Annotated in this window: 14 protein-coding genes; 10 read left to right on the top strand and 4 right to left on the bottom strand. The window is 66.4% G+C overall.

Annotated elements, in window-relative coordinates; translation table 11 throughout:
* Positions 1-63 precede the first annotated feature (63 nt).
* The 4 genes from galT to LJ362_RS11420 all read left to right on the top strand — a co-directional run bounded on the left by galT (position 64) and on the right by LJ362_RS11420 (position 3,583).
* Entirely contained in the window at positions 64-1,284 is a 1,221-nt protein-coding gene (galT, locus tag LJ362_RS11435) for a galactose-1-phosphate uridylyltransferase (RefSeq protein ID WP_264799172.1), read from the top strand.
* A complete protein-coding gene (locus LJ362_RS11430; protein ID WP_264799171.1) occupies positions 1,281-1,904 on the top strand; it encodes a galactokinase in 624 nt (207 codons plus the stop codon). Before galT ends, LJ362_RS11430 begins: the two co-directional genes overlap by 4 nt.
* A complete protein-coding gene (locus LJ362_RS11425) occupies positions 1,901-2,539 on the top strand; it encodes a galactokinase (RefSeq protein ID WP_264799170.1) in 639 nt (212 codons plus the stop codon). The genes LJ362_RS11430 and LJ362_RS11425 overlap by 4 nt, the downstream gene beginning before the upstream one ends.
* Before the next feature lie 99 nt (positions 2,540-2,638).
* Positions 2,639-3,583, top strand: coding sequence for an alpha/beta fold hydrolase (locus LJ362_RS11420; RefSeq protein ID WP_264799169.1), 945 nt, complete (start codon positions 2,639-2,641; stop codon positions 3,581-3,583).
* A gap of 24 nt (positions 3,584-3,607) precedes the next feature.
* Here LJ362_RS11420 and LJ362_RS11415 read toward each other — a convergent pair whose 3' ends face one another.
* From LJ362_RS11415 to LJ362_RS11400, 4 genes are all read right to left on the bottom strand, one after another.
* Positions 3,608-3,901 (bottom strand): hypothetical protein, encoded by a 294-nt coding sequence (locus LJ362_RS11415; protein ID WP_264799168.1) that lies wholly within the window; start codon positions 3,899-3,901, stop codon positions 3,608-3,610.
* Between the two features lie 17 nt (positions 3,902-3,918).
* Positions 3,919-5,616 carry a sodium:solute symporter family protein gene (locus LJ362_RS11410; protein ID WP_139468839.1) on the bottom strand — a complete coding sequence of 566 codons (1,698 nt, stop codon included), beginning with the start codon at positions 5,614-5,616 and terminating at the stop codon, positions 3,919-3,921.
* A 149-nt stretch (positions 5,617-5,765) separates the two neighbouring features.
* Positions 5,766-6,524: a DeoR/GlpR family DNA-binding transcription regulator gene (locus LJ362_RS11405; protein ID WP_264799167.1), complete on the bottom strand. Its 759-nt coding sequence runs from the start codon at positions 6,522-6,524 to the stop codon at positions 5,766-5,768.
* 67 nt (positions 6,525-6,591) lie between these two features.
* Positions 6,592-7,308 carry an IclR family transcriptional regulator gene (locus LJ362_RS11400; protein WP_166972796.1) on the bottom strand — a complete coding sequence of 239 codons (717 nt, stop codon included), beginning with the start codon at positions 7,306-7,308 and terminating at the stop codon, positions 6,592-6,594.
* A gap of 176 nt (positions 7,309-7,484) precedes the next feature.
* Between LJ362_RS11400 and leuC the strand changes: the two genes are divergently transcribed.
* From leuC to LJ362_RS11370, 6 genes are all read left to right on the top strand, one after another.
* The gene (leuC, locus tag LJ362_RS11395; RefSeq protein ID WP_264799166.1) at positions 7,485-8,969 is read left to right on the top strand and encodes a 3-isopropylmalate dehydratase large subunit; all 1,485 of its coding nucleotides are present in this window, start codon (positions 7,485-7,487) and stop codon (positions 8,967-8,969) included.
* A gap of 15 nt (positions 8,970-8,984) precedes the next feature.
* Complete coding sequence (leuD, locus tag LJ362_RS11390) at positions 8,985-9,584, top strand: 3-isopropylmalate dehydratase small subunit (protein ID WP_101544568.1); 600 nt, start codon at positions 8,985-8,987, stop codon at positions 9,582-9,584.
* 205 nt (positions 9,585-9,789) lie between these two features.
* Positions 9,790-11,106 (top strand): UDP-N-acetylglucosamine 1-carboxyvinyltransferase, encoded by a 1,317-nt coding sequence (murA, locus tag LJ362_RS11385; RefSeq protein WP_264799165.1) that lies wholly within the window; start codon positions 9,790-9,792, stop codon positions 11,104-11,106.
* The gene (locus LJ362_RS11380; protein ID WP_264799164.1) at positions 11,103-11,801 is read left to right on the top strand and encodes a lysophospholipid acyltransferase family protein; all 699 of its coding nucleotides are present in this window, start codon (positions 11,103-11,105) and stop codon (positions 11,799-11,801) included. The genes murA and LJ362_RS11380 overlap by 4 nt, the downstream gene beginning before the upstream one ends.
* A gap of 79 nt (positions 11,802-11,880) precedes the next feature.
* Positions 11,881-12,894 (top strand): NAD(P)H-dependent glycerol-3-phosphate dehydrogenase, encoded by a 1,014-nt coding sequence (locus LJ362_RS11375; RefSeq protein ID WP_264799163.1) that lies wholly within the window; start codon positions 11,881-11,883, stop codon positions 12,892-12,894.
* A 44-nt stretch (positions 12,895-12,938) separates the two neighbouring features.
* The gene (locus LJ362_RS11370; RefSeq protein WP_264799162.1) at positions 12,939-13,472 is read left to right on the top strand and encodes a YbhB/YbcL family Raf kinase inhibitor-like protein; all 534 of its coding nucleotides are present in this window, start codon (positions 12,939-12,941) and stop codon (positions 13,470-13,472) included.
* Positions 13,473-13,517 lie beyond the last annotated feature (45 nt).

Genomic DNA, 13,517 nt, shown 5'->3' with positions numbered 1-13,517 from the left:
GCACGCATCCGGGCCGCCAGATGTTACCATTATGATCGAAAATGATAACTTTTGGGAGGTCTGATGCCAGCGTCGCATCGCCGGGCGAACCTGTCCGATGGTCGTGAGATCCTGTTCTTCCAGGACCCCGACTCACCTGCACCGACGATCGCCGCCGACCCCCGGCCACACGATTCGCGCCCCGACAGCGGCACCCTGCGCTTCGATGTCCTGACCGGCGAATGGGTCGCCGTGGCCACCCACCGACAGACCCGCACCCACCTGCCCGCCGCCGCCGAATGCCCGCTGTGCCCGTCGACGCCGGACCGTCCCACAGAGATCCCGGCCGCTGACTTCGACGTCGCCGTCTTCGAGAACCGATTCCCCTCCCTCGGTCCCGGCCTCGGTGAAGTCCCGTCCGCTCAGAGGGTGGACACCACCTTCGCCGAGGCGGCCGTCGACTCCGCCGAATCCGTGACCTCCGCGCTGTCGGGCCCGGGATACGGCCGTTGCGAAGTCGTCGTCTTCTCCTCGGAGCACACGGGCTCCTTCGCATGCCTGGGCACCGCACGCGCCCGCACCGTCATCGACGCCTGGGCCGATCGGACCGCCGAACTCTCCGCCCTGCCGGGCATCGAACAGGTCTTCATGTTTGAGAACCGCGGGGAGGAGATCGGGGTGACGATGAACCACCCGCACGGACAGATCTATGCTTACCCGTATGTCACCCCGCACACCGCGATCACCTCGGCCCGGGCGCATGAACATCTGCGCCGGAACGGTCGGCCGCTGCTCGGCGATGTGCTCGCCTTCGAACGCGAGGCACGGGAGCGAATGATTCTCGAGACCGATCACTTCTCCGCCTTCGTGCCCTTCGCGGCCCGCTGGCCGATCGAAGTCCACCTCGTTCCGCACCGCCAGGTGGGAAGCGTTGACGAACTCGACGACACCGAACGCGACGACCTGGCCCGTGTCTATCCGGAGGTGCTGCGACGCATCGACGGCCTCTACCCGAGTCCCACACCGTATATCGCTGCCTGGCACCAGGCGCCGGTCAACAGTGCCGACCGCCGCGCCGACTGGCTCCACCTCGAGATCACGAGCCCCCGTCGTGCGGAGAACAAACTGAAGTTCCTCGCCGGTTCGGAGGCCGCCATGGGCGCCTTCGTCGGCGACGTCTCCGCCGAGGAGACCGCAGCCAGACTGCGTGCGGTGACCCTGGAACCCCTCACCGAGGCGGCCGTACCCGTGAGCGCGAATGTGAGCACGGCTTCGGCGTTCGACCCGGAAGGCGATCGTTCATGACCACAGAGACCCCCGGGGCCGTATCCACGCCGACCCCCGAACACCTCGCCGAGGAGTTCGAGGCCCTGTTCGGATACCGTCCGATCGGTTCGTTCCGTGCACCAGGCAGGGTCAACTTCATCGGCGAACACACCGACTACAACGCCGGCTTCGTCCTGCCCATCGCCATCGACCGGGCGGTGTACGTCGCCATCGGTCGGCGACCCGAGAGTGCAGAGAACACGGGAACTGTGCGGCCGCCTCGGCGTGGGGAGAGCACCCGCATCGTCTCCGACCATCGCGATGACACCGGTCAGAGGATGTCCGGCCAGTTCGCGGCCGCGGAGCTCGTGCCCGGAACCCTGCCCGGATGGCTGAGCCACCCTGCGGGAGTCGTCGATGAGATCGCGAAGACCACCGGCACGGTGGTCGGCGGAGTCGACCTCTATATCGAATCCACCGTGCCCGTCGGTGCCGGGCTGTCCTCATCTCACGCACTTCAAGTCGCGGTGCTCATCGCCCTCGACGAGGTGTTCGACCTCGGTCTCGACGACCGCGAGAAGGTCCTGCTGACACAGCGAGCCGAGAACGACTTCGTCGTGCACCGACGGGCATCGTCGACCAGGCGGCGTCGATCATGACCGAGGCCGGGCATGCGCTATTCCTCGACTGCCGCGACCTCAGCGCTCGCCAGATTCCCTTCGACCTCGACGCCGAGGGGCTCAGACTCCTCGTCATCGACTCGAAGGTCTCTCATTCGCACAGTGAAAGCGGGTACGGCGCCCGGCGGAGGACCTGTGAGGAGTCCGCTGCGAGCTTCGGAGTCGACAGTCTGCGGGAACTCGCCGATGACGTCGACCTGAGCGAACTGACCGAGGAGCAGCGGAAGCGGGTGCGCCACGTCATCGCCGAAAACGCCCGGGTCCGCGCCACCGTCGAACTGCTCGAGGACAATGAACGAGCAGCTGGCGACGAGCATGGTGCGCGCATCAGTGCCATCGGCGACCTGTTGGTGGCCTCCCACGAATCTCTGCAGCACGACTACGAGGTCTCGTGCGTCGAACTCGACGTGGCAGTGGCCGCCGCGATGGGAGCCGGAGCGCTCGGCGCGCGGATGATCGGCGGCGGCTTCGGCGGCTCCGCGATCGCCCTCATCCACGCATACCAGGTCGACTTGGTCGGCGACGCCGTCACCGCAGCATTCGCCGAACACGGCTTTAGGGAACCGGACATCTTCGCCGTCAGCGCAGGCGGGGGCGCTGCCCGGTTCGATTGAACGGCGGGGTCGACTGTGCCGCAGACTCGACCGGGTCTGCAGTCTCGGCCAGTTCGCGGACCGAGCCACGACCGTTGACTCCCGGAACCCCAGCGGCTCATGCTTGAACCGAAGTCGGCTGTGGTCGAGTCGGCGGTCGATGGAGACGTGACGAGGCGGGGGAGCGGTATGGACATCTGCGAGGTCAATGGAGTGAGCCTCGGCGTCGAGGAGTTCGGTGAGCGGGAGGCGCCACTGGTTCTCTGCCTCGGGGCACCGACGATGCTGTCCTGGCCCGATGCTCTGTGCGAGCAGCTGGCAGAGCAGGGACCTCGCGTTGTGCGCTGCGATCTCCGCGATGCCGGGGCCTCGAGCCATGGTGATCTCGAATCACCGGACTACACCCTGCGAGACCTCGCCGCTGATGCCGCCGAACTCGCACGGGCCTTCGACGGTCGGCCCGCTCATCTTGCAGGAATCGGTATCAGCGGGATGGTGGCGCAGGTCGCGGCGCTCGACCATCCGGAGGCGTTTTCGTCGCTCACTCTCGTCGGCACCCGACCGATCGCTCCCGGACCTGTCGATGATGACCTGCCGGATCATGATCAGGCGACGATGGGTCCGCTCTTCTCCCGATCGCAGCCGGACTGGGCGGATGTCGATTCGGTGGCCGACTATATGGCCGAAGGTGCTCGGATCCTCGGCGACGATCCTGATGAGGCCCGCAAGGTCGCCGTACGGATCTGGGAGCGGACCCAGAGCTCTGATTCAGAACTGGGCTCAGATCCGACACAGAACTCAGATCCGGAAGCTCATCTGGCCGATCAGCTGGGAATGGTGTTCTCCCGCCTCGACTGCCAGCCACGCTGGCGAGAACGCCTGCCGCAGCTGTGCGTGCCGACGCTGGTCGTGCACGGCGGGAGCGATCCGTTCTTCCCCGTCGGCAATGGAGAGGCGCTCGCCCGAGGGATTCCCGGTGCCCGGCTGCTGATCCTCGAGGACGCCTCGACTGCCGTACCGGTCGCGGACATCCCCGAGGTTGCGGCAGCGATGGCCGCGCTCTGAGGAGGTGCCGCGCGGACTGCGGTGTCAGTCGGTGCCGGGGGCCGCCTCGGTGCCGGCGTCCGCACCCTTCTCGGGATTTTCGACGATGCGGATCGGACGCAGCTTCGCCCAGATGAGGAAGATGGCTGCGGCGATGATGAGGCCGATTCCGGTCCACAGGTTCGCGTCGACCCCGCCAGTGCGCTCGGCTTCGTCGGGAGTGAAGCCGACGATTCCGGCGATCGTGAGGATGACGCCGAAGATCGCCAGCAGTGCACCGATGAAGTTGCGGACGTCGAACGCGCCTGCGGTCTTGGTCAGTTCGTTGGATTTGCTCATGAGTCTCACTGGCTCCTTCAGCCGAAAGTCACGTTGAGGATGATGACGAGCACCAGGGCGACACCCGCGACGGGCACGGGGCGCTTCCAGAACGGCGCCTTCGGTTCGCTGAGGTCCTCGAAGTCGGACTTCGGGGTCTCCGAGTAGACGAGTCCGCGCAGCTCCGCAGCCGGCTTCGGCGTGGTGAACAGGGTGACGATCACCGACAGGACGATGTCGACGACGAACGCCGTGCTGGCCGCGAGGAATGCGGCACCCTGGCCGGGCAGGTCGAGGACTCCGGTTTCGGCGAGGATGAACACGAACACGGCAGACAGCGTGCCGCCGACGAGGCCGACCCAACCGGCGGTCGCCGACATCCGCTTCCAGAACATACCGAGGATGAACGTGGCGAACAGCGGGGCATTGAAGAAGCCGAACAGCGTCTGCAGGTAGTCCATGAGGTTGGAGAAGTTGCCCGCGATGAGCGCTGTGAAGATCGCGACGACACAGGCGCCGATCGTCGCCCAGCGGCCGATCTTCAGGTAGTAGTCGTCCTCGCGGTCCTTGACCACGTACTGCTGCCACAGGTCATAGCTGAATACCGTGTTGAACGCGGAGATGTTCGCGGCCATACCGGCCATGAACGCGGCGAGGAGGCCGGCGATCGCCACACCGAGGAGACCGTTGGGCAGGACTTCGCGCATGAGCAGCAGGAGCGCATCGTTGTACGTCACGCCCGTCTGCTCCAGCGCGGTCGCCTCGTCGATGGAGGCCGAGATCTCCTTGAACTGTGTCATCTGCGGTACGAGGACCGCGGCGATCATGCCGGGGACGACGACGATGAAGGGGATGAGCATCTTCGGGAACGCGCCGATGATCGGCGTCAGGCGCGCGGCGTTGATCGACTTCGAGGCCATGGCGCGCTGGACCTCGACGAAGTTCGTCGTCCAGTAGCCGAAGGACAGCACGAAGCCGAGGCCGAAGACGATGCCGACGACCGAGAGCACGGGGTTGGAGAAGCCGGAGAGCTGCTCGCCCGGCCAGCTGCTCAGCTGTTCTGCGCCGAGCATTCCGTCATTGCTCACCCTGTCGACGAGTCCGTCCCAACCCCCGACGCGGTTGAGTCCGATGAGAGTCAGCGGCAGGAGAGCTGCGACGATGACGAAGAACTGCAGCACCTCGTTGTAGATCGCCGCGCTCAGTCCGCCGAGGGTGATGTAGGACAGGACGATCGCGGCGGCGACGATGAGGGTGATCCACAGCGGCCACCCGAGCAGACGATTGACGATCGTGCCGAGCAGGAACAGGTTGACGCCGGCGATGAGCAGCTGCGCTACCGCGAATGACAGTGCGTTGACGAGGTGAGCACCCGTGCCGAAGCGCTTGCGCATGAACTCCGGAACCGACCGGACCTTCGAACCGTAGTAGAAGGGCATCATCACGACGCCGAGGAACAGCATCGCCGGGACCGCGCCGATCCAGAAGTAGTGCATCGTCGGCATGCCGTACTGGGCGCCAGTGGCGGACATGCCCATGATCTCCACGGCGCCGAGGTTGGCCGAGACGAAGGCGAGAGCCGTGACCCAAGCCGGAAGGCTCCGTCCGGAGAGGAGGAACTCGATGCTCGAGGAGATCCCGCGTTTGGCGAACCACCCGATGCCGAGGACGAAGATGAAGTAGATCGCTATCAGCAGATAGTCGATCCACTGTGCGTCCAAGCGGATTGCTTCCAAGGTTCCTCCATATGCGTCAGTGCATGGCTTCAAAATGCGTCAATGCATGGATGCTTGTGGTGTGCGACACCCGAGTGGACACTTTAGAGGATTGTGAGCCTGATCGCTAGTGATCGAACCTGAACAGTTTTGATCGTTTGGTCGGCAGGTCAGACGACCTCGACCTCGACGCCTGCCTCACGCAGGGCCGTGAGTTCGAATTCCTCGCTCTTCGAATCGGTGATGAGCTGCTGGATCTGCTCGGTCGGAACGGTGAGCACCGATGAGCGGAGGCCGACCTTCGTATGATCGACGAGCGCGGTCACGCGCCCTGCCCCGGCGGCCATGGCCCGATCCGTATCGGCGACGGGGAACGCCGGTGTCGACAGGCCGAAGTCCGCGGCCAGTCCGTTCCCGGAGAGGAAGACGGTGTCGGCACGCAGGCCGAGCAGCTGAGACACCGTGCCGCCGCCGACGAAGGCCCGGATCGAATGGCGCAGCAGTCCGCCGACGACGATGACCTCGTTGTCGGGGGAGGAGACCATGGCCTCGGCGACGAGCAGCGAATTCGTCACCACGCGCAGACCCGAACGGGTGACCAATTCCTTTGCCAGCAGCTCGGTCGTCGTACCGGGACCCAGGGCCACGACATCACCGTTGCGAACCTGCGCTGCCGCGGCGCGGGCGATCGCAGTCTTCTCGGCCAGCGCCTGCTCGAGCTTCTCCGCATAACTCGACTCGCGCGCGCTCGACGCGAGAACGGCACCGCCGTGGGTGCGGAGGAGCCTGCCCTCCTCGGCGAGCTGATCGAGGTCACGGCGGATGGTCACGGCCGAGGTATCGAGTTTCTCCGACAGGGAGGTGATGGAGACGGCGCCGTCTCTCTCGATCGTGTCGACGATGATATTGCGTCTCTGAGCGGCGATCATGGGGCCATAGTACAGACAGCGGGCCCGGGAGAGAGATCTCCCGGGCCCGCGAATGGTTCAGCTGCGCTCAGCCGCGCACGAGCGCTTCGGTCAGTGTGCGGGCTGCATCGATGACGGACTTCGCGTGCAGGCGACCGGGCTGGCGGGTGAGTCGGTCGACCGGCCCGGAGATCGAGACGGCCGCGACCACCCGATTGCTCGGACCGCGCACAGGCGCCGACACCGAGGCGACCCCCCGTTCGCGTTCGGCGATCGACTGGGCCCAGCCGCGGCGGCGGACCCCGGAGAGCATGGTCGCGGAGAACCGTGCACCGCGCAGACCCGTGTGCAGACGATCCGGTTCCTCCCAGGCCAGCAGCACTTGAGCGGCGGAACCGGCGCGCATCGACAGGGTCGCTCCGATCGGCACGGAGTCGCGCAGACCCACGGGGCGCTCGGCCGCGGCCACGCACAGACGCAGATCGCCCTGACGGCGGAAGAGCTGAGCGGACTCACCGGTCTGATCGCGCAGCTGACCGAGCACCGGGCCGGCCGCGGCCAACAGGCGGTCCTCGCCGGCGGCCGACGACAGCTCGGCCAGACGCGGCCCGAGGACGAAACGTCCCTGCAGGTCGCGACCGACGATGCGGTGGAATTCGAGGGCAACAGCCAGGCGGTGGGCAGTGGGGCGCGCCAGTCCGGTCAGCGTCACCAATTCGGCGAGAGAGGCGGGTCCGGCCTCAAGTGCGGAGAGAACCATTGCGGCCTTGTCGATGACCCCGACGCCGCTACCATTGCTTGTCATAGGCACCATTGTGCGCGTCTCAGTGGGCGAGATGCAAGTTCGCATTGCGATACGGCCGAGTAGATTTCGAATACGCACTCACTCCAGTGCGCAAATCGCAGTTCATCGACGCGGTCGTACCTCGGCCCGTCAGGTCTACATCGGGTGCAGAGATCCCTGCACCGGCGGGAGGAACCATGCCACGCACATTGGCCGAGAAGGTCTGGGCCGATCACGTCGTCTCACGAGGTGTTGACGGTGCGCCGGACCTTATCTACATCGACCTCCACCTCGTCCACGAGGTGACCAGCCCGCAGGCCTTCGACGGACTCCGACTCGCCGGGCGCCCCGTGCGCCGCCCCGACCTCACCATCGCCACCGAGGACCACAACACCCCGACCTGGGACATCGACAAGCCGATCGCCGAACCGACCTCGGCCACGCAGATCAACACCCTGCGCAAGAACGCGCAAGAATTCGGCATCCGCCTGCACAGCCTCGGCGACGCCGACCAGGGCATCGTCCACGTCGTGGGACCGCAGCTGGGCCTGACTCAGCCGGGCACCACGGTCGTCTGCGGCGATTCGCACACCTCCACCCACGGCGCCTTCGGAGCGCTCGCCTTCGGCATCGGCACCTCCGAGGTCGAACACGTGCTCGCCACGCAGACGCTCAGCCTCAAGCCCTTCAAGACGATGTCGATCACCGTCGACGGCGACCTGCCCGAAGGCTCGAGCGCCAAGGACATCATCCTCGCCATCATCGCGAAGATCGGCACCGGCGGGGGACAGGGCTACGTGCTCGAATACCGCGGCTCGGCCATCCGCCAGCTGTCCATGGAAGCCCGGATGACGATCTGCAATATGTCGATCGAGGCCGGTGCCCGCGCCGGAATGGTCGCCCCCGACGAGACGACCTTCGAGTACGTCAAGGGCCGCCCCCACGCTCCCGAAGGCGAAGACTGGGACGCCGCCGTCGAGTACTGGAAGACCCTCTACACCGACGAAGGCGCGGAATTCGACGCCGAGGTGGTCCTCAAGGCCGAAGACATCGAACCGTTCGTCACCTGGGGAACGAACCCCGGCCAGGGCCTGCCGCTGTCGGCGAGCGTGCCCAGCCCCGACAACTTCACCGACGAGAACGACAAGGCCGCCGCCGCCAATGCGCTGGCCTATATGGGTCTGACCCCGGGCACGCCGCTGCGCGAGATCGAAGTCGACACCGTCTTCCTTGGGTCCTGCACGAACTCCCGGATCGAAGATCTCCGGGCCGCCGCCGAGGTGGTCCGCGGACGCAAGAAGGCCGACAACGTCCGCTTCATGGTTGTCCCCGGCTCCGCGAAGGTCCGCCTCCAGGCCGAAGAAGAAGGCCTCGACGTCATCTTCAAGGACTTCGGCGGCGAATGGCGCTTCGCCGGCTGCTCGATGTGCCTAGGGATGAACCCGGACCAGCTGGCCGAAGGCGAACGCTGCGCCTCGACCTCGAACCGCAACTTCGAGGGCCGCCAGGGCAAGGGCGGTCGCACCCACCTCGTCTCGCCGCTCGTGGCCGCGGCCACCGCGGTGCGCGGCACGCTGTCGTCACCGGGCGACGTCGCCGACCTGCCGCGGGATGCCGAACCCGTGGAATGGGCCGACAATCGCCTGTCCCTCAACCTGACACCCGTCTCGGCGAACGACTGATAAGGAGGACGAGCCATGGAAGCTTTCACCACCCACACCGGCATCGGCGTTCCTCTGCGCCGATCCAATATCGACACCGACCAGATCATCCCCGCGAAGTTCCTCAAACGGGTCACCCGCACCGGCTTCGAGGACGCCCTGTTCTACCGCTGGCGAACCAACAACGACTTCGTCCTCAACGACCCCGATTTCGCATCCGGCTCTGTCCTCGTCGCCGGCCCCGACTTCGGCACCGGCTCCTCCCGCGAACACGCCGTCTGGGCGCTCAAGGACTACGGCTTCCGGGTCGTCCTGTCCTCCCGCTTCGGCGATATCTTCCGCGGCAACTCCGGCAAGGAGGGCCTGTTGGCCGCCCAGCTCGAACAGGCCGACATCGAACTCATCTGGAAGATCCTCGAGAACCATCCCGGCACCTCGATCACCGTGGATCTGAACGAGAAGACCGTGACATGCGACACCGTCACCGTGTCCTTCCAGATCGACGACTACACGCGCTGGCGCCTGCTCGAAGGTCACGACGACATCAGCCTCACCCTGGCCAAGGAAGACGAGATCGTCGCCTACGAATCCTCCCGCTTCGCCTTCAAGCCCACGACCCTGCCCGCCAAGGTCTGACCCTCGCCGAGGCGGCCCACCGCCGCCATCGGACCCCCACCGAGGCGGCCCGCCACCACGGTCGGACGCGACCTCGGCGCCGGCTTAAGCGAATCGGAGGGATACCGTCGGCTGGGTTAGTCTAGGACGGTGCCCGCAGCAATCGTCGGGCACGGTCTCCGGGTGGCATCCCGCCCGGAACCGGTCTTCGGAATCAGGGAGGAACATGCTCGAAGTACGTGGGGGAAATCCGCTGGACGGCACCGTCCGAGTCCGCGGCGCCAAGAACCTGGTGCCCAAGGCGATGGTGGCCTCTCTGCTCGGTGAGACCCCGTCCGTGCTGCGCGGCGTGCCCCAGATCCGCGATGTCGAGATCGTCACCGGACTCCTCGAGCTCCATGGAGTCCGCGTGACCTCCGGCCCCGACGGGGACCAGCCCGACGGCGAACTCCACCTCGATCCGGCCGATGTGGCTCAGGGCTCCATCGTCGACATCGACGCCCACGCCGGATCCTCGCGAATCCCGATCCTCTTCTGCGGACCTCTCCTGCACAGCCTCGGTCAGGCGTTCATCCCCGACCTCGGCGGCTGCCATATCGGCGACCGCCCCATCAACTTCCACCTCGATGTGCTCCGCAAGTTCGGCGCCGAGGTCGACAAGACCCCCGGCGGCATCATGCTCAAGGCGCACAGCCGCCTGCAGGGAACCAAGGTCGAACTGCCCTACCCCTCTGTCGGAGCCACCGAACAGGTGCTGCTCACCGCGGTCCGCGCCGAAGGCGTGACCGAGCTGCGCAACGCCGCCATCGAACCGGAGATCATGGATCTCATCGCGCTGCTGCAGAAGATGGGCGCGATCATCACCGTCGACACCGAGCGTGTGGTGCGCATCGAAGGCGTCGACACCCTGCGCGGGTTCAGCCACCGCGCCCTGCCCGACCGCAATGAGACCGCATCCTGGGCCTCGGCGGCACTGGCCACCGGCGGAGACATCTTCGTCGCAGGCGCCAGCCAGCCGGAGCTCATCACCTTCCTCAACGTCTTCCGCAAGATCGGCGGCGAATTCGAGGTGCGGGAGGACGGCATCCGCTTCCGCCATCCCGGCGGCAAACTCCGATCCTTTGCGCTGGAGACCGACGTCCACCCCGGCTTCATGACCGACTGGCAGCAGCCGCTGGTCGTCGCAATGACTCAGGCCGAGGGGCTGTCGATCATCCATGAGACCGTGTACGAGAACCGGTTCGGCTTCACCGACGCCCTGCGCGATATGGGTGCGCAGATCCAGCTCTACCGCGAATGCCTCGGCGGCACCCCCTGCCGCTTCGGGAGGCGGAACTACCAGCACTCGGCCGTGATCTCGGGGCCCACCGACCTCACGGGCACCCGCATCGACGTCCCCGATCTGCGCGGCGGCTTCAGCCACCTCATCGCCGCACTGGCCGCCCGGGGCACGAGCGAAGTCCACGGAATCGAGCTGATCAACCGCGGCTACGAGAACTTCCTCGACAAGCTCATCGGACTCGGCGCCGAGGTGTCCGCATGAGGGCCGACCACGGTCCCGGACGCGAAGCGGACGTGGACGATCACGCACTCGTCTCCTTCGACCCCGCCTCGGTGCGCTCGCAGAACCGGGCCGGCACCGTCGCAGCCACGGCCGCCTACGGCCTGATGCGCACGGCCACGAAGATCCGCGTGAAGGGCCTGGGCAACCTCCCGCCCGAGGGGGAGGGCATGATCGTCGCAGCGTACCATGCGAACCACCTCGACCCGATCCTCGTGGGCCTCGCGCTCAAACGCAACGGCCGAATGCCGCACTTCCTTGCGAAGTCGACCCTGTTCACGGGCATCCTCGGCATGCTTCTCAAACGCATCGGTCAGATCCCCGTCCTCCGTGCCTCGGCGCAGGCAGGCGACTCCTTGGCATATGCGAAGCAGGCCCTGGCTAAGGGCGAGACCGTCGTCATCTACCCCGAGGGCACGCTGACGAAGGATCCGGACTTCTGGCCCCAGCACTTCAAGACCGGCACCGCCCGCCTGGCGCTGGAGACCGGAGCGCCGATCATCCCCGTCGCCCACTGGGGGCTGAACGAGATCTACCCGCGCGGGACAAGAAGCGTCTGTGCTTCAGGCCCTTCAGCCACGACTGCGTCGTCGAGTTCGGGCCCGCACTCGACTACTCGGACCTGTGGCCCCACCGGAATGAGAAGTCGACCATGGGGGAGCTCTCCCACCGGCTGAAGAACACCGTGGCGGCGATGGTGGCCGAACTGTCCGAACGCGAACTGCCGGAGCGTTTCACAGCTAAGGAGTCTGGCGAATGAGCGTCGACAAGATCACCGTCCTCGGAGCCGGATCGTGGGGGACGACCTATGCCGCGGTCATCGCCGACGCCGGGTTCCCCGTCACCCTGTGGGCTCGCCGCCCCGAGGTCGCTGCAGAAATCAACTCCACGCACACCAACGAGCGCTATCTGGGCGAACGGGTTCTGCCCGAGGGGCTGAGCGCCACCGCTGACGACATCGCCGCCGTCACCGATGCCGAGGTCATCGTCCTCGCCGTCCCCGCCCAGACCCTGCGGAAGAACCTCACCCGCTGGAAGCCGCACCTGCGTGAGGGTGTGAAGCTCGTGAGCCTGATGAAGGGCATCGAGGTCGACACCGGCAAACGCATGTCCGAGGTCATCGCCGAGGTCGCCGAGGTCGCCGAATCCCAGATCGCCGTCGTCTCGGGTCCGAACCTCGCCCGTGAGATCGCCGACCGGCAGCCCACCGCCACCGTCGTCGCCTCGTCCGACATCACCACCGCCGAGGTGGTCGCGGAGATCAGCGCGAACGCGTACTTCCGGCCGTATACGAACACCGACGTCGTCGGCGTCGAGATCGGCGGTGCGATCAAGAACATCATCGCCCTGTCCGTGGGCATCGCCGACGGACAGAAGCTCGGCGACAACTCGAAGGCCTCGATCATCACCCGCGGTCTCGCCGAAACCTCTCGCCTGGCCGCGGCCATGGGCGCCGAGGCGCACACTCTGTCCGGGCTCGCCGGACTCGGCGACCTCGTGGCCACCTGCGCCTCGCCCCTGTCACGCAACCGCACCTTCGGGCGCCACCTCGGTGAGGGGATGAGCCTCGAGGACGTCATCGCCCACACTTCACAGACGGCCGAAGGCGTGAAATCCGCTCCCGCCGTCCTCGCCCTGGGTCGACGCAACGGCGTCGACCTGCCCATCACCGAGGCGGTCTGCGCGGTGCTGGGCGGAAAACTGCAGGTTGACGAACTCGCCGGATTGCTGTTGTCTCGGAAACGTAAGCACGAAGGACCACCCGCCTGAGCCACATCGAATCTCAGGCACCCGCTGGAAAACTAGGAGCACCCATGAGCGCCAACTCACCGTTCTTCAACCTTCCCGAACTTCCCACCTTCACGCTGACGAGCACCGACATCGAAGACGGTGGGGTGCTCACCGGCCCCCAGCTCTCCGGGGCCATGGGCGTGCCCGGCGGTGAGGACGTCTCTCCGCAGCTGTCCTGGTCCGGGTTCCCCGCAGAGACCAAGGCCTTCGCCGTGACCTGCTACGACCCCGACGCTCCCACCGGTTCGGGCTTCTGGCACTGGGTCGTCACGGACCTCGACGCCTCGGTGACGAGCCTGGAGGCCAACGCCGGCGACCCGGCCGCCGACCTCCTGCCCAGCGGAGCCGTGACCCTGCGCAACGACGCCGGCGAACCCCGCTTCGTCGGAGCCGCCCCACCGGAGGGCCACGGACCGCACCGCTACTTCTTCATCGTCACCGCTCTGGCCGAACCGCTGGGCATCGACGAATCCGCAACACCGGCCTTCGCCGGTTTCAATATGTTCTTCAAGGGCATCGGCCGGGCGTGGCTGGAATGCACGTTCGAGGCCAAGTGAGCTAAAGTCTTTCAGTCCACGCACACCTGACCCGCTGTGCGCACC

Source organism: Brevibacterium sp. JSBI002, from assembly GCF_026013965.1.
In the GTDB taxonomy this organism is placed as follows: Bacteria; Actinomycetota; Actinomycetes; order Actinomycetales; family Brevibacteriaceae; genus Brevibacterium.
This window is presented reverse-complemented; position numbering and strand designations above follow the sequence as displayed.